The 25,635-nt window shown below is 38.1% G+C and carries 16 protein-coding genes, 1 tRNA gene and 1 pseudogene; 4 read left to right on the top strand and 14 right to left on the bottom strand.

The window, feature by feature from the left end:
• Window positions 1–44: 44 nt before the first annotated feature.
• On the bottom strand, window positions 45–1,364 hold the full coding sequence (locus E4F24_RS11690) for an ammonium transporter (protein ID WP_140938979.1): 1,320 nt from the start codon (window positions 1,362–1,364) through the stop codon (window positions 45–47).
• A gap of 168 nt (window positions 1,365–1,532) precedes the next feature.
• Window positions 1,533–1,865, bottom strand: a complete 333-nt coding sequence (locus E4F24_RS11695) for a Rieske (2Fe-2S) protein (RefSeq protein WP_140938981.1) — start codon at window positions 1,863–1,865, stop codon at window positions 1,533–1,535.
• A 270-nt stretch (window positions 1,866–2,135) separates the two neighbouring features.
• Here E4F24_RS11695 and E4F24_RS11700 point away from each other — a divergent pair, with 270 nt between their 5' ends.
• A complete protein-coding gene (locus tag E4F24_RS11700) occupies window positions 2,136–2,327 on the top strand; it encodes a helix-turn-helix transcriptional regulator (RefSeq protein ID WP_140938983.1) in 192 nt (63 codons plus the stop codon).
• 131 nt (window positions 2,328–2,458) lie between these two features.
• Window positions 2,459–3,019, top strand: a complete 561-nt coding sequence (locus tag E4F24_RS11705) for a GNAT family N-acetyltransferase (RefSeq protein WP_140938985.1) — start codon at window positions 2,459–2,461, stop codon at window positions 3,017–3,019.
• Between the two features lie 20 nt (window positions 3,020–3,039).
• On the opposite strand, the gene E4F24_RS11710 is transcribed toward E4F24_RS11705, so the two are convergent.
• The 3 genes from E4F24_RS11710 to rpe all read right to left on the bottom strand — a co-directional run bounded on the left by E4F24_RS11710 (window position 3,040) and on the right by rpe (window position 6,903).
• A complete protein-coding gene (locus E4F24_RS11710; protein ID WP_140938987.1) occupies window positions 3,040–3,507 on the bottom strand; it encodes a DinB family protein in 468 nt (155 codons plus the stop codon).
• 155 nt (window positions 3,508–3,662) lie between these two features.
• Window positions 3,663–5,930, bottom strand: a complete 2,268-nt coding sequence (locus E4F24_RS11715; protein ID WP_140938989.1) for an aconitate hydratase — start codon at window positions 5,928–5,930, stop codon at window positions 3,663–3,665.
• A gap of 292 nt (window positions 5,931–6,222) precedes the next feature.
• A complete protein-coding gene (gene rpe, locus E4F24_RS11720) occupies window positions 6,223–6,903 on the bottom strand; it encodes a ribulose-phosphate 3-epimerase (RefSeq protein WP_140938991.1) in 681 nt (226 codons plus the stop codon).
• A gap of 625 nt (window positions 6,904–7,528) precedes the next feature.
• Here rpe and E4F24_RS11725 point away from each other — a divergent pair.
• Both E4F24_RS11725 and E4F24_RS11730 read left to right on the top strand, forming a co-directional pair.
• On the top strand, window positions 7,529–9,664 hold the full coding sequence (locus tag E4F24_RS11725; RefSeq protein ID WP_140938993.1) for an HD family phosphohydrolase: 2,136 nt from the start codon (window positions 7,529–7,531) through the stop codon (window positions 9,662–9,664).
• Between the two features lie 111 nt (window positions 9,665–9,775).
• Window positions 9,776–9,862, top strand: a tRNA-Ser gene (locus tag E4F24_RS11730).
• A gap of 467 nt (window positions 9,863–10,329) precedes the next feature.
• On the opposite strand, the pseudogene E4F24_RS11735 reads toward E4F24_RS11730, so the two are convergent.
• The 9 genes and pseudogenes from E4F24_RS11735 to E4F24_RS11775 form a co-directional block, all read right to left on the bottom strand.
• Window positions 10,330–11,779 (bottom strand): annotated as a pseudogene (locus tag E4F24_RS11735) (IS1182 family transposase).
• A 178-nt stretch (window positions 11,780–11,957) separates the two neighbouring features.
• Window positions 11,958–13,079, bottom strand: a complete 1,122-nt coding sequence (locus tag E4F24_RS11740) for a TlpA disulfide reductase family protein (RefSeq protein WP_140938995.1) — start codon at window positions 13,077–13,079, stop codon at window positions 11,958–11,960.
• An 8-nt stretch (window positions 13,080–13,087) separates the two neighbouring features.
• Complete coding sequence (locus tag E4F24_RS11745) at window positions 13,088–15,211, bottom strand: S46 family peptidase (RefSeq protein ID WP_140938997.1); 2,124 nt, start codon at window positions 15,209–15,211, stop codon at window positions 13,088–13,090.
• Window positions 15,212–15,318: 107 nt separating this feature from the next.
• The gene (locus tag E4F24_RS14085; RefSeq protein WP_181182461.1) at window positions 15,319–16,419 is read right to left on the bottom strand and encodes a redoxin domain-containing protein; all 1,101 of its coding nucleotides are present in this window, start codon (window positions 16,417–16,419) and stop codon (window positions 15,319–15,321) included.
• A 555-nt stretch (window positions 16,420–16,974) separates the two neighbouring features.
• Entirely contained in the window at window positions 16,975–18,093 is a 1,119-nt protein-coding gene (locus E4F24_RS11755; RefSeq protein WP_140939001.1) for a transglutaminase domain-containing protein, read from the bottom strand.
• A gap of 114 nt (window positions 18,094–18,207) precedes the next feature.
• Window positions 18,208–19,779 carry a PKD-like family lipoprotein gene (locus E4F24_RS11760; RefSeq protein ID WP_181182462.1) on the bottom strand — a complete coding sequence of 524 codons (1,572 nt, stop codon included), beginning with the start codon at window positions 19,777–19,779 and terminating at the stop codon, window positions 18,208–18,210.
• Between the two features lie 147 nt (window positions 19,780–19,926).
• Window positions 19,927–20,673, bottom strand: a complete 747-nt coding sequence (locus E4F24_RS11765) for a DUF4843 domain-containing protein (RefSeq protein ID WP_140939005.1) — start codon at window positions 20,671–20,673, stop codon at window positions 19,927–19,929.
• A 30-nt stretch (window positions 20,674–20,703) separates the two neighbouring features.
• Window positions 20,704–22,239: a RagB/SusD family nutrient uptake outer membrane protein gene (locus tag E4F24_RS11770; protein WP_140939007.1), complete on the bottom strand. Its 1,536-nt coding sequence runs from the start codon at window positions 22,237–22,239 to the stop codon at window positions 20,704–20,706.
• Window positions 22,240–22,271: 32 nt separating this feature from the next.
• Window positions 22,272–25,634 carry a SusC/RagA family TonB-linked outer membrane protein gene (locus tag E4F24_RS11775; RefSeq protein WP_140939009.1) on the bottom strand — a complete coding sequence of 1,121 codons (3,363 nt, stop codon included), beginning with the start codon at window positions 25,632–25,634 and terminating at the stop codon, window positions 22,272–22,274.
• Window position 25,635: the final 1 nt, after the last annotated feature.

Genomic DNA, 25,635 nt, shown 5'->3' on the forward strand with positions numbered 1-25,635 from the left:
TCCCTTGAGGCCATGGTATTAATTTAAGTAAATACAACGGAACCTTATAGTTTTTCTCCGTGTTGTGATAAATCTAAACCAATTTCTTCTTCTTCATCCGTAACACGCAGCGACGTAACGGTATCCGTAAGCTTCAATAAAACTAAGGCCATTACTAAAGTAAAAATAGTAGCCCCTATCAAACCGATGACATGCGCGACAAATAAAGAAGTTTCGCCAAAAAACAAACCATTTGATTCGACGGCTGAATTAATGGATTGATGCGCAAACACCCCTGTAAGCAACATACCTACCATACCCCCTACACCATGACTTGGAAACACGTCCAATGTATCATCCAATTTTGACTTTGTTCTCCAATCGATCACCAAACGGCTAACAATTGCTGCTACCGCCCCGATAACGAGCGAATGCGGCACCGTAACAAATCCAGCTGCGGGTGTAATAGCTACCAGACCGACAACAACTCCTATACACACTCCCATCGCTGATGGTTTAATACCCCTAGCCGCATCAAAAAAGATATACGTAAGCGCTGCCGCTCCCGAAGCAGTGGAAGTAGTTGCCAGTGCCGTGGCTGCCAACTGCGATGCTCCAAATGCAGAACCCGCATTGAAACCAAACCAACCGAACCATAACATACCCGTACCCAATAGCACATATGTTATACGTGCAGGTGTATGTTCTTTGAAATGTTTACCCTGTTTAAGGTAGATCGCTGAGGCTAATGCAGTAAGGCCTGCCGACATATGTACTACAGTACCACCCGCAAAATCCAATACTCCCATTTTAAACAGAATACCATCAGGGTGCCATGTAGCATGCGCTAATGGTGCATAAATAAATACGAAAAACAACCCAATAAATAAAACATACGAAGTAAACTTAATACGTTCGGCAAATGCTCCGGTAATTAAAGCCGGCGTGATAATCGCAAATTTTAACTGATACATTGCAAACAACGTAAAAGGAATAGTAGGTGCTCCCCCCCAGGGCTGTCCATCTAAAACTCCGTTAAACATAAAATAGGTTGTAGGATCTCCAATAATACCCCCCACAGAATTTCCAAAAACCAATGAGAATCCAAATACTACCCAAATTACCGCTACAACAGCCATGCAAATAAAACTTTGCAGCATGGTTGAAATAACGTTTTTCTTCTTGACCATACCTCCATAAAAGTAGGCTAAACCCGGTGTCATTATCAACACTAAAGCAGTTGACGCTAACATCCAAGCCACATCAGCACCATTATATTCATATTCCACTCCATCGTTTGGCAAAGAAGGATTAAAAAAAGCCAAAACAACAATCAAAAACATCAATAAAATTGGTAAAAATGATTTCTTTCCTGATAAACTCATAACATATTACAATTATTTTAAACAAAAATACATTTTTATTGATAAAATAAAATAAAACACGTTATTTTTTTAAAAAAAATAAAAATTTAAACCAAAAAACAGATAAAGATCCACTAATATTCACACATAAATCATTTAAAACAAACACAACCAACATTAAACAACGAATTATCTAAAAATTCTATCCCATATATTCTCCTTTAGACCAACATAAAGTACATCATCCACTTCTTTGAGTGGATAAATCTGTATATAATTACCCTGTCCTACTGCCCCCCTTCCATCTATCAAATTAAATCGATGTCGATGATAGGGACAAACCACTTCCCTACCTTCACACCATCCATGTGCTAGATTCGCCCCTGCATGCGGACATTTTTTGGAGAATGCAATCCACCGATCCTCATTCCATACCAAACAAAAGGATTTTTCGGGTAACTCGACAAGTTGGATTACTGCTTTTTGAGAAAGATAATAGTGGGGTATTTCAATCCATTTCATATTATGTATATAACATGTTTACAACTTCGCATCAGACAAGATGAATATTTCATAGGAAACCTATTTAGATAAAAATCCTCTTGGCAGTAACAATTAAATATTATCTTTAAACTTAGATAAAATGCGCTGTATTCACAAACCGAGCTTGCGATCTCATCAATACGCTATAAAGCAAACTCAAATGAATGATACTTAATAAAATTCTAATAAGGGCTCTATTTGTCGGTGAATTAAAATAATTACGGATGAAATACACAAAACAAGAGAAACGTGCCTAAAGATTTAAAGAAAAGATTTGACAGAATAGTAGAAATCCTTATACAATTACAATCCAAGCGCATCGTTAAAGCGAAGGAGCTTTCGGATCGATTTGAAGCAAGTCCCCGTACAATATACGGTGATATAAAAAGTGTGGAACAGGCCGGTGTACCCATTATTGGCGAAGCGGGCACAGAGTCTTAAAAACAATAATTTATAGCAACAAATGCGCAATAGAAACGTTGACTTTTTGAACGTTTGATTTCCCGCTATCATGACAAACATAAATAACGCACGCATCTTATCAGGAGAATATCCAATAATCCACAGCATATATGATCATTATTGATAAAAACATTCATTTAGCACGGAGCAGTGTATCACATGCTGAAGCTTTATTTGAGGCAGTTGATCGGAATCGAGCACATTTATCTGGCTTTTTGCCTTGGGTGCACAGTATGAAAGACATCGATGACCTGTCGAGCTACTTAGCGAAATGCAATACGCTTATTGAAGAAGGCACCGAAATCAGCTATGAAATTATCGTCAGCAACCAAATCGTTGGGCGAATAGGCCTCCATCACATCGATAGATATAATCAACACGCCTCTATTGGTTATTGGCTTACAGAGCAAGCACAGGGTCGGGGAATAATCATTCGGGCCTGCCGGCGTTTAATTAGCTACGCATTTGATACTCTTCATTTAAACCGAATAGAAATATTAGCCGCAAAAGAAAATATAAAAAGTCAAGCTGTTCCCCAAAAACTGGGCTTTACCCAAGAAGGGGTATTACGACAGGTCGAAAAAGTGAACGACAAACTACATGATCTGGTTGTATATGCTGTACTGAAAGAAGATTGGGATAAAATGGAAAATCAACAGCACCACGAGTAATTTAGCGGTGCCGTTGATTGCTATCTATCCCAAAAAAATGGAGGTTCAATATTTAAAGCTCTCAAGTACACATAGCCTTGTGCCCGGTGATGGATTTCATTATCGATGAAATACTGGATATTTTGAATTATCGGAAATTCATATTCACCAAATAAATTAAAATTTTCATGAAAGCGCTCCTCCGGTATTTGACGGTATAATTCGTTAATCCGGGGAGTCTCCAAATCCCATTTCGCCAACAGTTCGTCTTTTGTATTTAAGGGGAGATTATGGTTATAATGATCGGTCGAATTATTTACAATCCCCTCAAGTCCGGGCCCAGCTATAGACAATAGTTCTTTTACCAATTCAGCAAATGTGCGCATCCCTCCTATGGAAAAAGAGAACAACTCCTGTTCTGGAAACTTCTCGATCGTTTTACGAGTTAACGTACGGTGACCTTGCCAATGACTTAATAACTCCTCTTTTGAAATAATTGCTGTGTTCATGTTCTTTTATAATTTAATTGTATCGCTATTGATAAATCAAAGTTACTCATAATGACAGCCTACTGTCAACAGCGATTTCTATTATAAAAAACAAGAAAAAAAATCCCCGTACTTTTCAGTTCGGGGATTCGCTATCATTTTATAAAAGCTAAGTTTTAGTTAGCCTGGTTTCTACGAATGATGTTTAATGCACCACCAGCTTTGAACCATTCAATTTGTTGTACATTATACGTATGATTTACCAAAATTTCTTCTGACGAACCATCAGTATGGTGTAATACAATCGTCAAAGGTTTGTTTGGCGCAAATTCTGTCAAACCGATGATATCAATCGTATCATTTTCCTGTATTTTATCGTAATCATCTTTATTCACGAAAGTCAATCCCAACATACCTTGTTTTTTCAAGTTTGTCTCATGGATACGTGCAAAAGATTTTACTAATACCGCACGAACACCTAAATGACGAGGTTCCATTGCGGCATGCTCACGTGAAGAACCTTCACCGTAGTTTTCGTCACCTACAACGATTGAACCTATATCAGCTGCTTTGTAAGCACGCTGAGTCGCGGGTACCGGACCATACTCACCTGTTAGCTGGTTTTTAACAAAATCTGTTTTATCGTTGTAATAGTTTACCGCACCGATCAACATGTTGTTGGAGATATTATCTAAGTGACCACGGTATTTCAACCAAGGGCCAGCCATAGAAATGTGGTCTGTAGTACACTTACCTTTGGCTTTGATTAATAATTTCAAGCCTTTTAAGTCAGTGCCTTCCCAAGCTGCAAACGGTTCCAACAATTGAAGACGATCAGAGGTAGGAGACACTTCAACAATAACTGATGAACCATCCGCAGCCGGAGCTTGATATCCCGCATCTTCAACTGCAAACCCTTTTGCAGGTAATTCGTCACCAGTAGGCGGATCTAGTTTAACCTGTTCACCATTTTTATTCGTCAATGTATCCGTTACCGGATTAAATCCTAAATCACCTGAAATGGCAATAGCGGCAACCATTTCGGGCGATGTTACGAAAGCATAGGTATTTGGATTACCATCGGCACGTTTTGCAAAGTTACGGTTGAAAGAGTGAACAATAGTGTTCTTCTCTTGCTTATCCGCACCTGCACGATCCCACATACCGATACATGGACCACATGCATTTGTAAAGATCGTCGCATTTAGATCCTCGAACGTTTTCAATAAACCATCACGGTCTGCCGTATAACGCACTTGTTCAGAACCCGGGTTAATACCGAATTCAGCTTGTGTTACCAACCCTTTTTCAATGGCCTGTTTGGCAATTGAAGCAGCGCGGGATAAATCTTCGTAAGAAGAATTGGTACACGACCCAATCAATCCCCATTCCACTTTTGTAGGCCATCCATTTTTAGCAGCCTCCTCACGCATACGTGAAATTGGTGTATATAAATCCGGTGTGAAAGGACCGTTCAACGAAGGCTCTAATTCGGATAAATTGATTTCGATTACCTGATCAAAATATGTTTCCGGATCAGCATATACCTCGGCATCAGCAGTCAGATGTTGTTTGATCGCATTGGCCGCATCAGCTACATCAGCACGATCAGTAGAACGTAGGTAACGCTCCATGGATTCATCGTAACCGAATGTAGACGTTGTAGCACCAATCTCAGCCCCCATATTACAGATTGTACCTTTACCTGTACATGACAACGATTCCGCACCGTCACCAAAATACTCGACAATACATCCTGTACCACCTTTTACCGTAAGAATACCAGCTACTTTTAAGATCACGTCTTTAGGAGCAGCCCAACCACTTAATCTACCTGTAAGTTTTATACCGATTAATTTGGGAAATTTAAGCTCCCAAGGCAATCCTGCCATCACATCACACGCATCTGCCCCCCCAACTCCGATAGCCAACATACCCAGACCACCAGCATTCACAGTATGTGAATCAGTACCGATCATCAAGCCACCTGGGAAAGCATAGTTTTCTAGCACAACCTGATGGATAATACCAGCTCCTGGTTTCCAGAAACCAATACCATATTTATTTGATACGGAACTTAAAAAGTTGAATACTTCCGAACTCTCTTGTTTTGCCCGCGTTAAATCTTGCTCCGCACCATCACGAGCTTGAATCAAGTGATCACAGTGAACGGTAGAGGGAACAGCCGCTTGCGGACGACCCGCTTGCATAAATTGCAACAAAGCCATCTGAGCCGTTGCATCCTGCATAGCCACACGATCTGGAGCAAAGTCCACATAGGATTTACCACGCTCATAAGCATCAGAAGCATTACCGTTCCAAAGGTGGGTGTACAAAATTTTCTCCGAAAGTGTCAATGGCTTATTTACAATCTGACGAGCCGCATTTATACGCTCATCGTATTGAGAATAAACCTTTTTGATCATGTCTATATCAAAAGCCATTTATATAAAATTTTTAATTTACTAAGTTTAACGACATACTCGAATTAAGCTATCGATTTAATATTGGACACAAAAATACGAAAAATCAAAGTTTTAACGCAATTAAATACCGCTTTGATTCAATTTGGAAAAGTTCTAAACAAGAATCAAGTCAAATAATAACTAGCTGCAATTCAGAAAGTTAAAATTAAAAACAACAATTACCTCAAATATAGATTGTAAATGCAAAGTCAATAAAAAAAGGATACACTTTATTTAAGCATACCCCTGTTCAATAGCAATGTATATACCATTAAATGACCTGTATATCCGTATCGATCGCCTTAAGTTCCTTTATCGTCTCCTTCGGAGTATCTGAATTAAACACAAAAGAACCGGCCACTAGTACATCTGCACCGGCACGGATTAATTTTGCAGCATTAGCTGTAGTCACCCCACCATCTATTTCTATCCGCAGATTGTCGTTAGTTCCAGCAGCCAAAGCACGTAATTCCCTAATTTTTGTATATGTATGTTCTATGAACTTTTGTCCTCCGAACCCGGGATTGACAGACATCAAACATACCAGATCAATATCTTGAATTACATCTTTCAAAAGCTGCACGGATGTATGTGGATTTAGCGCAACACCGGCTTTACAACCTAGCTCTTTTATCTCTGCAAGGGTACGGTGTAAATGTGTGCACGCTTCATAATGCACGGTGATAATTTCCGCCCCATTGTCTTTACACGTCTTCAGATAACGATCGGGGTCGACAATCATCAAATGAACATCTAATGGCTTTGTAGCATGTTTTGAAATAGCATGCATTACTGGAAATCCAAAAGAAATATTTGGGACGAAAACGCCATCCATGATATCAATATGAAACCAATCCGCTTCGCTTTCATTGACCATCTGAATATCCTTGCTCAGGTTTGCGAAATCTGCCGCTAATACAGACGGGGCAATAAGGTGTTTTATAGCTGACATAAGTCTTTGTTTTTGTACAAAGATAAGGATATTCCACTTTTTTAGGAGATAACTTTTTTATTTATTATCATGCCGATCCTATTCCCCTCAATCTATTAAGACATCAAAATTCAACAAACACTAATACTTAATATAAAAACAAAATAAACACTCATTAACAGAATGTTAAAACTATAAGTTAAAAGACAGCACGCAGATTATCAAACCCGAAACAGCACTTATTGAATACCACTACAAGGCGACAAATCAGCTTTGTAAGATCTACACCCCATGAAATTGAAGTATTTTTAGTCTATATCAAGGAAAAAGCTATGATATCATTTCATTTTTTGAATTCGATACTACATCTCATTATAACAATATTAAGTAAACATATAATACATATAAACATAATTATATATTGATTTTTAATACTTTAAAAAATAAAAAATTGGAGTTATAACCAAAATCTATATCTTGATTTGGGTAATATCGCCCCTATTCTTCTATCATACACGAGATCGCTTCGCTAAGTTATGTATTTGTGTTTGCTCTCAATGGCACACATGAGCTCGCTAGCTCAGTTTGTGAATGCAGTGCATTTTGTCTAAGTTTGTTTAAGAACTATTTACATTGCTTTTTTATAGTGGCTAAGCTCAAAATAAATTACGTTAACTCGAAACTACAGCACAACTCTACGGTGTTAAAATACGGTATGGTTATCCTTACCATTGTACTTATCTGTGTCTTCCTACCCAAGCAGCCTCGCTTCCGATACGAGTTTCAAAAAGGAAAAGCGTGGAATCATGAAAACCTTATTTCCCCCTATAATTTTGCTATCCTAAAAACCAAGGAGGAACTTGACAAAGATAAACAGCAAATCTTAAAGACCGTTCAGCCTGTATACAATTTGCAGATATCTATTAGTAAAGAACAAATCGATCAGTTCGTAACAGATATTGCGGAAAAATGGCAAGCATCACAACTAGATACAGTTGAAACACTCCATATCGAAGACTATAAAGATATGGGCTTAGCGCTCCTCAATTACATTTATAATAGGGGGATAATTTCCCTTAACAATCGATATCAGACGAAGGGAAAGGAATCAGATAAATTAGATCCCACGGAATCTAATTACAATTTCACCCTGATGAATGGCAATGTGGCCCAACAAAAGAATACCGCTGACTGTTTCACTATTGAAATGGCCAATAACTACATCAGCCAAACATTGGCTAAGAGCAACAAAATAACCCATAAAGCTTGGCTAACGGAAGTTTTGAAAAATTATGTCACGGTAAACCTTATCTACAACGAAACCCTTACCGACAAGATCGAACAAACTGCTCTGGCAAACATCTCTACAACGAGAGGAATGGTTCAAAAAGGAGAACTGATAGCCGAAAGAGATAAAATCATCAATGGTGAAACCTATCAAAAATTGGAGTCCCTGAAGAAGGTATTTGAAGATGAAGCCAAGATAAGCGGAAATCAGAACTATGTTGTACTCGGACAATTTTTAATTGTAGGATTAGCGATGAGCCTGCTCATGGTATTTTTATTCTTTTTCCGTCGACATATATATAATAACAACCGACTACTTTTAATCATTTACATTGTCATTATATCTATGTTGGGTGTACTCTCCTGGGCGATAAAGATCCAGATTCCCAGCTTATATTACATCCCTTACTGTGGTGTACCTATTATATTTCGTATTCTATTTGACACCCGGGTAGCGCTTAATATCCATTTATTGATGGTATTGGTTGCAGCCCTTTTTGTCCCAAATAGCTATGACTTTGTTTTCTTACAAATCATGGCAGGACTGGTAGCCATCTACAGTATCAAGACTATGGTAAAGCGAGAACAGTTTTTGATTTCCAGCGGGTTGATACTCGCCACTTATATCATTGCATACATTGGATTGGTACTTACGCGCAATGGTTCTTTTCAAAATATATATTGGAACGAACTAATTCCCTTTGTTGTAAGTGTGGGCCTCACCCTATTGGCCTATCCCCTTATTTATGCTTTTGAAAAGCTTTTTGGAATCGTTTCCGATCTTACATTGATGGAGTTAACAAACAGCAATTCCAAGCTACTGAGAGAACTATCACTTAAAGCTCCTGGTACGTTTCAGCATTCCCTACAAGTGGCAAATCTGGCCGAAGCAGCTATTTATAAGATCGGTGGTAATCCACTACTTATTCGTGCCGGAGCATTATACCATGATATAGGTAAGATAACCAATCCCCTATATTTCATTGAGAATCAAAAAACCGGCGCCAACCCACATGAAGAGTTAACCCCCGAGCAAAGTGCTCAAATTATTATATCACATGTCCTGAAAGGAATAGAGATTGCACGCCGCAATCAACTACCTGAAGTAGTAATCGATTTTATAAGAACACATCACGGCACGACCAAGGTAGATTATTTTTACAATATGTTTATTAAAAATAATCCTGAAAAATTAGTTGATGAGACTATATTTCATTATCCTGGTCCAATTCCATTTTCAAAAGAAACTGCAGTATTGATGATGGCGGACTCTGTTGAGGCAGCTTCAAGATCGTTAAAAGAACCTACACAACAATCTATCAGTAAATTAGTCGACAAGATCATTGAACACAAATTGATGCAAAAACAATTTGCCAAATCAAACATTACGATGAAAGATATTAGTGATGTATCTGAAATTTTCAAATCTATGTTAATGAGTATACACCATATACGTATCGACTATGATTTGAATAAAAAGAAAGAAGCAAATTAAAATAAATTGATTGTCAGAAGGTTAATTTAAGAGGTCATTTTTTTATTAAAAAATAGGCATTTTGACTTTGCAGAATGAAAATTTTGGTTTATGTTTGCACTGTCAAAACCTGGAGAGGTGCCTGAGTGGCCGAAAGGAACAGTTTGCTAAACTGTCGTACTGGAAACGGTACCGCGGGTTCGAATCCCGCCCTCTCCGCTTAAGTAAAGCGACTTGAAAAAGTCGCTTTCTTTCGTTTAAAGAGGCCCTTTCTTTGTTTTCATTTCATTATTATTTTGTTTAAAATTACGTTTTTTGGCAGACTTTTGACAGAGTTTTTATTAAAAAAATATATTTATTTCATTATATATCAAGCACTTACTTATTCATATCAAGATTTCGAAGTCCTGAAATAATTGAATATCATAAAATCTGACAGAGTTTATGTGTGTAAAATCATAAAAAAAGTCCTAATTGAGTGGAGGTCACCGAAAAAGCCTTAACATTTTAATGAGTCTTAAAGAAATGACTGAGTATGGGTCTAACCTATCTCGGTCATTTTTATTTTAAGTATTTTCAGAAGTTCGTTTTTTTAATGTCCCTGATAGAATTTTAAGTGACCAATAGCGACTATTTGGGTTTTTAGTGTCCAATCGTGGTTATTTTCGAGGTAATAGTCCTCCTTTTTAGATCAATTTCAGGATTCTTTTTAAGTTTACAGTAAAGATTGCCATTGCACCTTGCATTTGTATATTCTGGATGCCGTATGAGTCTGCTCTTCCATAACCATGAACATTTTTGAGCTCACTATTCTTTGCTTCAATTTTATATCTTTCCTTAGATTTGTTTCGATAATATTCTGATTCTTGGAAAGCCATCTGTTCTTTGTGACGTTCAGATTTTATGGAGACCGAATAGCTCTTGGTTTTAGAACCTGGCTTGTAACAGCCTTCTCTTAGTGGGCATCCCTTACATTTCTCAACATCAAAGTAATACGTCTCAGTTTGATTTGTAGCTTGGCCCTTTTTCCCTTGACGAGCTTTCCTGATTGCCAAATGTCCTGCTGGACAGACAAACATCCCTGCGTCTTTATTATAGTGAAACAGATTTCCTTCTTTCCTGCATCCTTGGCTGACTGCCGGATTCAATTTAGCTACGATATCAATATTCTGCTCTTTTGCCAACTGAAGGTTGTCTTTTCCAGAATATGCAGCATCACCTATGATCGTGTCCACTTCCATTCCATTCTGTTGGCTGATCTCCAATAAACGCGGCAGCTCCGGACCGTCGCCTTTTTCGCCCGTCGTAACGACCGCTGCCGTGATAATGCGCTCCCCGGTCATCACCAGATGTGTTTTGTAGCCAAAGAAACTACTGTCTACGGATTTATAGCCAAGCCTGGCCTCATCATCTTTGGAAACCAGGTAGTATTCTTTCGTGTCCTCAAGGGTTTCCTTTAAAAGGTTCAGCTTTTCTTTTACAGCCGGTATTTCACTGATAGCCTGATCCTGCTCAAGGACCCTCTGTAATTCCTTACAACAGGTAAGCTCTTGATCGAGATCGTTGGATTCGTTGTTTTGGGGCAGATTCTCCCTGTATTCCCCATCAATCTGATAGATCACTTTTCTTAATAGCTTGGAACGTTCCTTAAGAACTTCCAATGCTGTATAGGGGTTCGATCTGGAATGGGTATGGGTGGCATCTACGATGATGGACTTTGATTTAATAATTCCTTTCTCCAAAGCAATTGATACGGTATTGTTGATCAACAGGTTCAAAAGATCCATGTCCTTTAACCTCAGCTTGCGGAACTTGGTGAGGGAACTGGAATTGATCACATCCTCCTCGGGGGGGCATTTCAAGAAAGTATTTAAACGACATATCATATCTGGAACGCTCAACAACATCTACATCCGAAACGGTATAGATGGTCTTTAACAGAAGGTACTTGAACATCTTGATGGGGCTCTCCGCAGTACGACCATTAGTGCTGCAATACTTCTCCAAAAGCTCGTCATAGATAAAACTGAAATCGATAAGATCGTTGATTTTTCGAAGTAGATTGTCTTTTGGAACAATGATATCGTACAATCCTGAACAGGAACTGAATTGTATTTTTTGTTGAGTAGAAAGCATCCTGAAGTCCGTTAAAGCCGACTTTAAGATACGAAAAAAGGAACAGAAAACTATTGCTCTCTACTCCTTTTCTTCACTTTTTCTAAAAGGACACTTTTTCAGTGACCTCATTGAGTGTTAGGACTTTTTTTAGTTAAACAATGATTTATAGATAATAATTCTTGTTCATCTTTAACAGCTATTTTATTATCTCATTCAATTTTGTAATCAATCCCTTCCCCCGAAGATCCGCGGCCACTATTTTACCTTGCGGATCGATCAAGAAATTTTGAGGAATAGCTTTTATGCCGTAACTCGATACAACAGGGCTTCTCCATCCTTTCAAATCAGACAATTGAATCCAAGGTAGTTCATCATCATGAATTGCCTTGATCCAAGCTTGCTTTTGATTTTGTTGATCTAATGATATACCCAAGATTTTCAATCCCCTGTCTTTGAAAGCCTCATAAGCTTCTTTCACATGTGGATTCTCTTCACGGCACGGACCACACCAAGATGCCCAAAAATCTATCAGCACATACCTCCCACGAAAATCGGAGAGTTTTATCAATTTACCGTTGACATCTGGCAGTTCAAAATCAGGAGCTACAGTTCCTATCGCTGTTTTCTTGACCAAAGCGATACGCTCCTTTATTTCCTTCGCATATACCGTACTTTTCCAGCTTGGATTTAACAAATTAAACATAGGTTCAATCTTGTTTACATCAAAATAATTACCTGCAATCTCCCGTAAAGCCAATACATTAAAATATGAATCTAGATTATGATTGAAATAGTCTTCCTGCAACTGTTTTCTTTGCACATACACCTTGTCATACTCCATTTTCATGGAGTCTTTGAACTCCTTATTTTTCTTATTAGGCGAATCATTAAATTCCTTATTCAACTTAGAGACCTGTTCATTGGGGAGACGTAAGGCTTCTTCATACGCTAAAAAATCACGTTGGATTTGCCCCCCTTGTATCTTGGCCTCATGGAAAGTCGAAACAACTTCGACATTAGCTACGGTATCAAACACATAAAATTCTACGTAATCATACACAAACTGCTTCTTGGCTCCTGATTCCCTAAAGGTCAATTGTGCTAATACCGGTTCCGTCAATTTCCCACTAAATGAAAATTCTCCATTTTTGACTAATAAGGAATCTCGAACAAACTTTTTTTCCGCAGTCTTATAGGACAGAAAGACCTTACCCGTTTTTGCAGGCTCATTAAGTTTTCCCTGTATTACAAAGGTTTGGGATTGTGTGTACCCAAAAAATGGCAATAAGGCTATTATTAAAAACAAATTTATTTTCATATCATTCACTAGTTAACGGATACAAAATCCATTTCATTTAAAATCCTTTTACTCCCCGAGAACTCCTCTGTCAGCAGCAGTAGGTAACGGATATCGGCACATATAACACGGTGCAATTCTTTATCAAAGTTAAACTCACGTGTCATAGATTCCCAATTGCAATCAAACACCAACCCGATTAGATCTCCCTTGCCGTTTAGCATAGGACTTCCGGAATTCCCACCGGTAACATCCCCTTCTGTGATAAAACAAACTGGCATCTGTCCGTTAACAGCATAATTTCTAAACTGCTTACCTTCGATGATTTGTGTCAGCTTAGGATGTAGTTCATAATCCTTTTTACCCGACTTCGCTTTTACTAACATCTCGTCCATTGCCGTATAATACTTTACTATATTACCTCCGAGACGAAGGTCATCAACCTTGCCGTAAGATAGTCGAATAGTCTTATCCGCATCGGGATACCAGGGAGCATCAATATTCTTAGTTGCACTCGTTCTATAACGGCCTACCAAGCCGTTAACGCTGTAGTTATTCGGAATAGCTATCTGAAAAACAGCTCGGTGTTTTTCAGACAAGGCTTCTGCAAAAGTGACTGCTACATCCGAACTGATACTATACGAAGGCTTTTTCACCCAAGCAATCAGCTTTGCACTATCTGCAAAAATAGATTTTTCATACAGCTCGTCAACAAAGCCGTCGATCGCACGATAGGTTGTCAATCCTTTTTCTACAAAAAGCTTAGGCAATTGGTCTACCGACAGGCTATCGATCATTAATTTCATCATTTCTTTAGTAATGTGTCTATCCACATCCATATCAAACCGATTATAATACAAAGAGATATTACTCAATAGATTAGATTTGTCAGCAATCGGTCGTTTATCGAGTTCCGTATAAGATTTACCAAAACTAGAAATAAAACGAATTACCTCACATGCAGCAGTAGCCTCGCCGTAATAGGTCAGTGCACGCATATCGGATGCATTTTCCTGAATAGATTTCTGAATATTATGGTATAGGTCTTGCCTCCTCTTCAACTCAGCAGCATCGACTGTTCCCTGTAGCCAGGAGGCTTCCACTTGTTCCTTTTTGCGCACCGTTTGTAAGGTATCAATCCAAAAATTCATGCCAATTGCATTCTTATAATAATTAGCCATCTCTGCAAATTTCTCCTGATACTGTCTCCGGATAATATCCGATGCCGTCATAGCTTGGCTATAGATATCCATCACCTTCTTTCGGGCGATGATCATCGGCGGGTTTAATACGGTTACTTTTTCATTGACCTGAAAAGAAGTTGAATATCTATCCGACATCATAGGGAATCCCATCGACATCGTGAAATCACCCTTATAAATTCCATTAGTATCGACCTTAAGCCATTTTTTTGGTTTCAACGGTACTTTATCTACTGTCTGTGATTTACCCGGAACATCGGTGTACACCCTGAACAGTGCAAAATCACCACTGTGTCTAGGCCACATCCAATTATCGGTTTCCCCTCCAAATTTAGCGACCGATTTTGGCGCTATTCCTACCAAACGGACATCATTATATTGTTCTTGAACATATAAGGTCACTATTTTATGTTCATTATAACTCTTCATCAGAATCCGATTTGGAGCAGGATATTGCTTTCGATATTTTGCCTCCAGCTGCTTTTCTGCACTGATTATCTCTTGCTTTGTCGGCTTTTTTGAACACAATGCTGCAAACTCAGCACTGATATCCAAGATTTTCCTATTGACCGTAACAGATAACCCGGAAGCCGGAAGCTCTTCTTTGTAGTTTGAAGCCCAATATCCGTTGACCCATAGATTGCGCTTGGCATTATCCAAATCTTGAATGGCACTGTAGGCACAATGATAATTGGTCAGCAATAAGCCTGTGGAAGATATAAAAGAAGCTGTACAGCCCTTGCCAAACTGAACAACAGCCTCAGTAAGTGCTCCGTCTTGCCCTCCTAATTGTTCAAGAGGAATCTCCAATCCCTTTTCCTTTAAATCCTCTGCATTAAACTTCTCCACCATTGGCAGTAACCACATACCGCCATCGTGTTGGGCAAATACCGAACTATAAAACAAGAAAAGCAATAGCCATAGACCTAGCGTTTTTGAAAATGATCTCATAAATAAAAATCTGAATAACTGATTTGAATGCAATTAAATTGGGATTATGGGTATATAAGCCAATTAATTAGGTGGCGTATACACCATAATCCACCTAATTAAAGCCTCTACTTTATAAATATCTCGGACAGCAATTTATTTAACTCTTCACCACGGATATTGTCACCTATTACTTTTCCTTGAGGGTCGATAACCCAAATTGCGGGTAGACCATCAATGCCATATTTCTGAGCAACTGGCGATAACTTGCCTACTTTTAAATCTGAAGCATTGTTCCATACTAAGCCATCGGTCTGTATCGCTTTATTCCAAGCTTTAATATCAGCATCTAATGAAAAGGAAATAAACTCTAAACCTAGTGAATGATACTTTTCGTACAACTCCTTAGTATGTTTATTCTCTGCTCTACAAGGCACACACCACGATGCCCAGAAGTCTAACAAGACATATTTACCTTTGAAATCCGCTAACGAAATTACTGTTTTACCGTCTTCGCGAACAGATGTAAAATCAGGAGCTTCCATTCCTACCGATACCTTGCGAAGGATATTATAGCGTTCTTTCATCTCTTGGAAATAGTGGTGCTCCGCAAAATACGGTTCAAACTGGGTTAAAAGAGACGCTATCTCCTCATGATTCAACATAGGAAGTGGCATTTTTGCCAAATACAATGCCACCACTGAGTTCGGAAAATTCATAACCAAAGAATCTACATAGTGTTTTTGTAGTAGATCTAGTTGTTTATGTCGTTCTATTTTATCTTCCCTAGATATATCTTTACTCATGTTGAGCATATTACGGTCTTTGGTCCAATACATCATCTGATCCCTATACGTATTCCATCGCTCATTTTCCACTGTACCTTTTACTTGGACCGCATATATATTGCTTATATCTCCGTTAATCCGGATGTTTCCCGGCTCAGAAATAAAAGAAAAAAATCCCCTCATACTACTGAAACGAACATCCAACACTTTACCTTTCTCTTCACTAGGAACAACGAATGTAAATTCCCCCTGGTCATTAAACTTAGCCGTAGCAACAGTATCTACCGTAAATTCGCCTGTTTTTTTCAACACATAAAGATTTGCTTTACTATCTACACCGATAATCTTACCTTTTACAATACATTGCTTCTCTACAGCGTATGTTGCATTGACGTCTAAAAATCCACATACTATTACTACAATAATTGCTAACCTATTCATATTTATCATTTTGCTTTTTAATTTATTTTGCGCTATACTCTATAGCTCCGATTTTACCGAAGCGGTGTATAGTTTATTCTTATCACCGATAATCTTTACATTTCCTTTTCCGCAGTAAAGTAAACACTATTTCGAATACCTTTAATTTTAAACTCGTACAGTTCATTTGATGATAACCGCTTTATCTACATTTGTTTCTGGTTTTAGAAATACACGTAACAGACATTTTCGTTTCTTTTACTATTCCGCTGATATTGCCGACCGTACAAATATTGTCTTCTGCAAAGCTATGGTAATTAGACCACAAATAGCAGCGAAAAGTAACTTTGGCGTATTGATTTTCATCAGCATGCTATGAAGCCATCATGAGCAATATTTTTCACTCTTTGCTTACTTTTTCATAGTGTTCAAGAACTCGCAAGCTCAGTTCATCACTGTTAGGAAGCCTTTAGGCGGCTTAACTGTTATTTCACAATGATATAATTTAAAGAGACGGGAGGTTATTTATTACCGGCCAACAATTAATTATACATCAAATTGCCCCATAACGTTGTTTTATAGTTTCTCGGTCACTAAAGCGTTGATCATGGTATTATTCCAAGTATGGAGGTTTTGAAGAAAATAAGCTTCGGTTTTAGCAAAATACGAATAATTGGAAAATGTTCTGCCTCGATCCCAGGTAGCATCAAAGTAAAAATACCCCCCGTTATAGTTTGCCATGCTCCAAGCATGACCAATTGGGGTTGCACCTGCACTCCCTCCAACATTATAGCACTGAACTCCTGCAGCATTTGCCAACATATAAAAAGCCCAAGAGAAGCCACCACAAACAGCCAATTTATTTTTAAAAACACCAAGAGCAGTTTGCGAATCAAAATTCAAGTTAGGGGTGTTGTAACTAAAATCGTATAAAGCGGGGGTTACATAGTTATAAACCGCTGTTAGCTTTTGATCATTTGTCATACCTGGGGTGATGATACGGGCCAAAATATGATTAACAGAATCTTTAATTGCATTGATTCTTGAAATACAATCGTTCATACCGGTTGGTGCACCCGGCAATCCCATTGGTGCGGGGGCAGATTTAACGGTAGTTGCATCGGCGTTAAAAGAATGAACAATATAGCCATAGCCACATTGGTTTCCCAACACAAGTTGCATGGTATTAAAATCGAGGTTTTTATTGGTGATGGCAATAGGAATATCTTGTCCAAGAGGGGAGCTTGATACTGCAGTAATGAGATCATTGTAGCTATTGACTTTTTTTGTGCTTGTAGGTACTGTATTTGGATCAATACCTAGCTTATACGGCATATATTTTATATCACACTTTAAAACTTTTGCGTTTTTATTATAAATAGACACCACCTGATAAGCATATTTTAAAGAAGCATCATTATTTATTACATTATTATAGGCATTACTGGCAGTAATCTCTATTTGATTATCGGCCACATTCATAGCAGACATATCAAAATAAACAGTATTTGTAAATGCTTTTATAGCAATTGTTAACAAACCTGACATTTCCGTTAAGTTTTTTGGCTTAGGGTAATTATTACTCACGGGCGGAGCGGGCTTCGAATCATCGATTGGATTGTCTGATTTTGAACAACCTGAAATAGCTAGTGCCACAACAATAGCCAATGCTGATATTGTTTTTGTTAGTTTCATTACAGCGGTTTTTATTTAATAAAACGATTTGTTAAGTACTGTTTATTATTTGCAATCGTCAGACTAGCTAACGATTGCAAAAATTAGTTTTTCATTTGTACTACCCTACCAGCACTAAAACGGTTTATAATTCATTGCTGAAATTTTTCCAGAAATACCCGTATATGATTTCACATCACCAATTATTGTTCCATTAATGCCATTAATAGGAATTTGCAATAAGGTGCTGTTAGTTCCATCGAAAAGGGCTACATACAAAAGTTGCCCATCGTTAAGATGACCATTTACCTTGAACACCTGCATACAAGTGATCTCATTACCGGGATAGTTGGTATTAATATCGTAATAAAGATTAGCTGTTTGGTAATCGTTGCTCATATAAACTTTTTTGTCGGTAGCATAATACATGATGTTACCTTTGTTACCGAACGCAAAATATTGGGCATCATCGATATCCTGTGCAAGGCTTATATCTTTAACGGCAATTCCCCTCAAATTGCTCGTAAGGATAAGAGAACGGGTCATATCACTAGGGAAGTTAGGGTCTGGAAGTCTTCCCAGGTCAACTATATATACTTTTCTTGTACCCACTTTCGCCGAAATCGGATTTGTGAAGTTCACATCCGACATGACACAATACCAATACCTTGAGAAGTATGGAGAAAGCAGGCTAGGACTGTACCCTTGTTCGCCATATACCATCCATTTACCGGCAGCACTTAGGCTAAAACCACCTACAGGAGCAACACCTGAAAATAAACTTATCGTGTTGTCATTTCTAGCAGCCAAAAAACGTCGTGCATTTTGATCATAAAATACACCTGCGTTGGCGGCATTATTGGCACTTACTTTATCAAAATCAATCGCAAAATAAGGCGTTGCGACATAAGTGCTCGGATTTACTGAATTACCTAGAAAATTCTTTACACCAAAAGGCTTAAATCCTACTGGATTACTTTGTCCCTGCGTATATACACCTCCATCGTTAATCAAAAATTCAGTTGCACCAATCGATCCATATCCCTGAACATTGGCAGGAGGAGTAACACTAAACAAGGTGTTATAAGAATCTGTAATATTCAGTGCACCAAAGTCCGTCCTATACCCTCCATTCGGATGTGTAAATACGTAAACTTTACTATCTGCTCCATTGGCACCATGATTTTTAAAGGCTATAGACCGAGCAGTACCTTCTATTTTCTTTCCGTTTACTATAGAAAAAATATTTCTTTGTATCGAATCTACACTTTCAGGCAGTAAAGTGTTTACTTTGCTGTTTACCAACGTACTAACATCACAGGAATTAGCATCGCCATGCAACAACATAAGGCCAGACAAAGCATAAGAACTTACAGTGAGCGGGGTATTAATTATTTGTGCTACATTTCCATTGGCCGGATCAAAAACATGTAACCTTAAGATATACGGTCCCGGACTGAAAGGAATATTTACTGACAAGTTTTGTGCTGTGCTCAAAACAGTGTCCAAATACTTCCCGGTAAAAGGATCAGGAGCATATTCAACTTTTGTTAAACGCCATTCGTAGGTCAATTTTGTGGGGTCAATTCCCGACTTAAATACCGGGGTAATAGCAAATATTTCATTTTGCCTGGTAACCATTTGTTTCGCAAATGTCGACGTATCAACAAATGCGGTATTCAGGTTTTTATACTTGTAATTATCCATCTTCTCCTTTTGACAGGAAATAAATACAAGGGCTGAAAAACAAAATAATATAATTGAATTAAAAATTTTCATCAGTCTATTTTTTTTAAAATTAAATCCTGTGTTTACTTTTTGAAATTGTGTTCATTTCATGTGTTTAACTGTCAATTAACCGAGTCCTGGAGCACCAAATACAGAAAAGAATACAGGGGTATTATTCTCATCTTTTAATTGATCGGCAAAGACCTTTCCTCTGTTATACTCATTTAACGCATTGCGTACTACCTGATTATAATATCCCATTAAGGTAAAATTACTAGGGTCGGGTAATTTGGTAATATTGCAGGCATCGAGAATGAATTGAACTCTCACTTGTGAAAAAGATCCAAAGGCCGAAGAATAATTTGAGCTATCCCAATTAGCCGGCTTCATGAATTTATCACCCCAAACAAAAACAGCTTGGGTATAATTGTTGTACCCGGCTTTGAAATTTTGGTTTTCTACTACAGAAAGTTGTAATCGTACAGACGAGTTTTTCAGTTCTGCTGTTTTATAAATAACGATAGGAACTTTTGCTTTAAATGCTCCGGCAGGCACTACTGTATTTACAATCTTAAAATCAATATTTTCTTGAGCTGTAGTACCTTCGGTATCTATACGGAAGTCAAATTCTCTATCTCTTGGTTCAGCATTCCCCATAATACAAGCCTCAAACCAAATGGTATCATGGTCGGTAACGGTAGGATTAAAAGGAAAAGAGTAGATCAAAGAATCGCTTGACAGACTAGGATTAAATTCACCGGGAATACGGAAGTAGATACGTGATTCTTGTTGGTAAGTATCAATATCCTTTTCTTTGCAGGCATTCAATAGCATAATGCCTGCAATAAATACTAAGTATGTGAATGTTTTCATTTTTTTAGTTTAATAATATAAAAAATATTGCTAATTGTTATATTCAATTTCATTATCCGGTTTTGGTAATACCCATAGGGCAGCCGGTAATGAACCATAATTTGCCCATTCTCCTGCAAATGTAGCCGTTGTTGGGAAATTAACAGGAACACTCCTGTTTCTTTTAGCATAAAAGAAAAACTGGCCTTCTCCCTGAAATTCTTTCCAATATTCTTTCGTTATTTCTATACGGATGCTGGCGGCAGGTAAATTGCTTACCAAATCGGTTGTAATACCTCTGTGCTGACGAACTTCGTTCAAATAGCCTATCGCTGTCGGAAAATCAGCCGCTTCATTTAAGTTTAAAATACATTCGGCAGCAATGTAGTTCATTTCCGAACGGCGAATCAACGGAATCCGTGCTGCAAAATCAGGATTATAGCCCGCAGGTTGGTAATATTTCTTTAGCACATAATAATTGGATGAAGCATCGGACGCAACGATATTGGGATCGGCAATAATTAGAAATCGGTAATCTGTTGCTCCGGTAGTAACGGTGTGGGTATTCTCAAATAAACCTTCATAATAATAGGTTACAGATGCCCCTGATGCGATGCGGCCTCTCTTGGTCAACTGCCTATCAGAAGTTGCTCCAGTAAACCAATTGTTTGCTATAGTTTGTAAATTGAATACATTTAACGCAAACAGATGTTCTGTAGAAAAGGTAAGGTCTTGCTGCTTATTATCGCTATTGATAAGGTTTTCAGATTTGATCCATGGAAATATCTGATTGCCAGCCAGCATTACCTCTCTGGCTGCAGCCAAGGCTTTTGAATAATCGTTTTGCCATAAATAAGCTCGTGCCAGTAATCCCTTTACGGCATAATAATTAAGGCGAAGGTTCCGGTCATTTAAAAATTCATCAGCGGACTTCTTTTGTCCTTTTGTAATCGGATCGCTTTGCAGGTAGGTCGCCGCATCGGTCAAGTCTTCTGTTATATAATTTAATACTTCCAGCCCGGTAGAACTTGGAGTAATTTTAGTTGACAAGCTTTTTACATAAGGAATTGCCGGTTGTTCCAAACTCAACTCATCGTTAGAAGCAAATATTTTAAACAACTCAAGGTGAATAAAAGCCCTTAAAGCAAGTGCTTCTCCCTTAATGATAGCGTAGTTACTTCCTGTAAACTTATTTTTATCGGCATCGATATGATCCAAAATATTATTAACATTGGCTTGAACGTTGTACAAGCCATTCCAAAACTGATCTATTCTTGGCTTTACTGTTGGAAATGTATACAAATTCTGGTTATTCCCCGCAGCAAGATCTCTGTATTGAGTTGATGTTTGTTCGTAGAATTTTGCCAATGCGTCGAAAAAGCCAAAAGATAATTCACGCCCATAAAGAGACTCGGGTGTCAGGAGTGTATAGGCTCCTAATAATGCGTCTTTATATCCCTGCTCGGTTTCCAGCAACACATCCGATTTTACTTTTGTACGTGGCTGTACATCCAGCCATTTTTCGCAAGATGAGGCAAAAAGTAATATAAATAGTAACAATGTAAATGATAATAATCTATTTTTCATGTCCTGTTATGTTAGATTTGTAAAATATTTAGTTAAAAATTAGCCATCAAAGTGAAGGCAAAAGAGCGGGCAAATGGATAAGATGTTCCTCTTTCAATACGGACTGTACTGAATTTTACAACCTCGTTTAAGTTAACCATTGCTCTTAATCGTTGTAATTTTAACTGTTTAACAATAGCATGACGGTAAAAATCGTAGCCCAAATTAACCGAGCTGATGTCTAGTTCGCTCAAATCTTGTACAAATCTTGAAGATGCTAGGGTTCTGCCACTTGAACTTGTTTCGCCAATGCTTTTAAATAAAACAATATCTCCCGGCTGTTTCCAACTATCATAATAAGCACGCTTATCAACATTGTAGTTTAACGGTGCATTCTCTACTTTATCTACAAGGGTTTGGTTATATATTTGTCCCCCCATTCTGTAACGGGCAATTACACCAACACTAAATCCTTTATATTCAAAATTTGTACCCAAATTCCCCATTACTTTGGCTTGGTTTACACCAACTACGACTTTATCGTTAGTATTCCATATATCGGTAAGTGTACCATCTTTTTTCACAAAAATTTCCTTTCCGGTAGCCGGGTCAATCCCTTTAGAAGGAACAGCCCAAATGGCATCAAGAGATTGACCTTCTTCAAATCTAACCAAAGGTCTGTTCGTTGTTCTGGAGAGCACATCTTGTTCGCTTGTAAGACTTTGCAGCGAATTCGATATCTTAACAATTTTATTATGATTAGACGCACCGGCAACAAATAAGTTAAGCGATTGTCTGTTAGCACTATTTACTAACATCCGGTAATTTAACCTGAATTCTATACCAGTGTTAACCATTTCACCAAGATTGGCTTTGTACGTTTCAAAACCTAAAGACGGAGGTGTAGTGATGTCTGTTAAAAGATTTGTAGTAATCGACTTATATACATCCACACGGAAGCTTAAACGCTTCATTAGTTCCGCATCCATCCCTACGTTGTAATCCAGACGTTGCTGCCATTTTAAATCACTGTTAGCCAAATTATTCAAATAAGTACCCAACATCCCCTGATAAGCATTGCCTGTAAAATAGTTGTAGAGTAACAAAGCCTGGTAAGAATTAAAATTTTGGGAACCTGTATAACCTAAGGATCCTCTAAATTTTAGGTTATTGATTATGTCATTATCTTTCAAGAACTTTTCGTTATGAACATTCCATCCGGCACCTGCCGACCAAAAAGCCCCCCACCGATTATTAGAACCAAACTGAGAAGAAGCACTGTATCTTATCGATAAATCTGCAAAATACCGGTCATCGAAAGAGTAGTTAACAGCTCCTAACGTACCGATTTCCCTGTTAATAGACTCGGAACCTGAAGGTCTATTGCTTAAAGCATATTGCTTGGCAAAGATGATATTATCCAATTTATCATTAGGGAAACCAATTGCCGAATACAGATAGTTTTCAGAGTTATCCTCCCTTACATTTGCCCCAATATTAGCAAACAAGATATGTTTTCCCAATATCTTAGAATAATTCACGTTCAAATCACCGCTCACCATAGAGGCTTTACCATTACCTTTATCGTAAGTTCCTTTCAGAAACAGGTTATCACCCCTATAGGCATCGGTATTAAAACTAGTATGGCTGGCCGGTAAAAATACCTCTGATCCATTTACCGTATTACTGAAACCAACTCTACCCACAACTTTCAAATTATTACTCGCCGTCCATTCTAAGTAAGTGTTATTGGTAATATCAGTGTATTCGGAGATAGATTTTGTATTAATAGTTGCATTGTACATGGGGTTAAAAACGCTTTCAGAAAAAACGGGACCAACGCCCAAATATTTACGGATGGAACCATCTTCATTAGTAGTTCTCCAATATGGATTCATTCTGGCATACTCTGAAAAATTACCATAAGGAGAGTTAGTAGCATTGATATTGGTGTATTGAAGTTGGTTTCTGAACAATATATTATTGTACCGGTAAGAAATATCGAAACTTCCACCCATATTTTTACGGTCACTTCCTATCATTACACCTTGTGTGTTTGTCATGAAAAAGGTAGCCCCTACCCGTAAACGTTCATCTCCAACCTCAAAGCCTAAAGTTTGCTTGTTAGTAAGTCCTGTTCTAACAGGTTGAGCCAGCCAATTGGTATTCACACCACTTTGTACTTCTTTTAAATTAGTATAATACAGGCTATCTTTAGGTAAACCAAAAATAGGCTGCGACACATCATAAGCCCCTAGTCGTTTCTCCAGATCTAACTTCTCTGCAGCATTGGTAAGATTATAACTTCTCAAATCAGGAGCTTCAATACTAAGGCTTCCGGTATAGTTAATCCTCAGTTCGCCGGGCTTTACCTTTTCTGTTTCAATTACAATAACTCCATTAGCTGCTCTCGATCCATATAAAGCTTTGGCTGACGCATCTTTTAAAATAGTAACTGATGCTATTCTGTTGATATCAAGATCAGACACTTTTTCTATCGTCATTTCAAAACCATCGACAATAAAGAGTGGCTGGTTTGGATTAGTAGCATATTCTCCTCTTAAATCCGGAAACGATGAAGCCCCTCTAATTTGCATATCCGGCATCCTATTCGGATCCGAACCAAAAGAAAGATTCTCTTGGATATTAAGCGCAGGGTCAATATTTTTTAAACTTTGGAAAATATTGATCACTCCCGCTCGCTGTAATTCTTGTCGGGTAATTTTTGTCGCTGATCCCGTAAAGGTTTCTGCTCTACGATCAAAAATCCCTGTTACGACTACGTTATCTATTTCTAATGAACTCCGTTCCAAAACGATATTCGTCATCTTAAAATCCCGGACCTGATAAACATAAGTAGCATAACCAATAAAAGCTACATGAAGCTCATCACCTATTTCGGTCAAGATCTCAAAAGAACCATCTGCTTTTGATGATGTCTTTTTTCCCGACATCTTGCTCATGATACTCGCACCTGACAATGGTTTCCCATCTTCTCCAAACACTTTTGCGACAAACTGTTTAGTTTGTTGTTGCTTCGCGACCTCCGAAGCCCCCCCTTTATCCGATGACTGTTCAATTTTGGATAATATTATTTCCTTACCTTTTATCCGATATCGCAAAGATTGTTTTTCCAAAACACGATCAAGCAGCGTATTCAACAACATTTCGCTTCCATTGAGACTTACCGGTAAGAAACTTTCCATTAAATCCTCTCTAATAAATACAGAGTACCCTGTCTGTCGTTTTACTTCAGCAAACACTTCCTTTAGTGACAGGTTATCACCTTTAATACGTACCGTTTGGGCATCTACTGTAAAAGACAGCAAACAAGATGCTATCAATGCCATCCCGCCAACTTTCTTTACGAGTCCGCCTAGTTCCAGCCACTTACATGACTTCTTTGTTTCTTTCATA

The organism is Sphingobacterium lumbrici (assembly GCF_006476045.1).
Lineage (GTDB): Bacteria > Bacteroidota > Bacteroidia > Sphingobacteriales > Sphingobacteriaceae > Sphingobacterium > Sphingobacterium lumbrici.

Coding starts and splice junctions, on each gene's coding strand:
- E4F24_RS11690 (WP_140938979.1), bottom strand. CDS start 1,364: ATGAGTTTATCAGGAAAGAAATCATTTTTACCAATTTTATTGATGTTT.
- E4F24_RS11695 (WP_140938981.1), bottom strand. CDS start 1,865: ATGAAATGGATTGAAATACCCCACTATTATCTTTCTCAAAAAGCAGTA.
- E4F24_RS11705 (WP_140938985.1), top strand. CDS start 2,459: ATGATCATTATTGATAAAAACATTCATTTAGCACGGAGCAGTGTATCA.
- E4F24_RS11710 (WP_140938987.1), bottom strand. CDS start 3,507: ATGAACACAGCAATTATTTCAAAAGAGGAGTTATTAAGTCATTGGCAA.
- E4F24_RS11715 (WP_140938989.1), bottom strand. CDS start 5,930: ATGGCTTTTGATATAGACATGATCAAAAAGGTTTATTCTCAATACGAT.
- rpe (WP_140938991.1), bottom strand. CDS start 6,903: ATGTCAGCTATAAAACACCTTATTGCCCCGTCTGTATTAGCGGCAGAT.
- E4F24_RS11740 (WP_140938995.1), bottom strand. CDS start 13,079: ATGAAAATAAATTTGTTTTTAATAATAGCCTTATTGCCATTTTTTGGG.
- E4F24_RS11745 (WP_140938997.1), bottom strand. CDS start 15,211: ATGAGATCATTTTCAAAAACGCTAGGTCTATGGCTATTGCTTTTCTTG.
- E4F24_RS14085 (WP_181182461.1), bottom strand. CDS start 16,419: ATGAATAGGTTAGCAATTATTGTAGTAATAGTATGTGGATTTTTAGAC.
- E4F24_RS11755 (WP_140939001.1), bottom strand. CDS start 18,093: ATGAAACTAACAAAAACAATATCAGCATTGGCTATTGTTGTGGCACTA.
- E4F24_RS11760 (WP_181182462.1), bottom strand. CDS start 19,779: ATGGATAATTACAAGTATAAAAACCTGAATACCGCATTTGTTGATACG.
- E4F24_RS11765 (WP_140939005.1), bottom strand. CDS start 20,673: ATGAAAACATTCACATACTTAGTATTTATTGCAGGCATTATGCTATTG.
- E4F24_RS11770 (WP_140939007.1), bottom strand. CDS start 22,239: ATGAAAAATAGATTATTATCATTTACATTGTTACTATTTATATTACTT.
- E4F24_RS11775 (WP_140939009.1), bottom strand. CDS start 25,634: ATGAAAGAAACAAAGAAGTCATGTAAGTGGCTGGAACTAGGCGGACTC.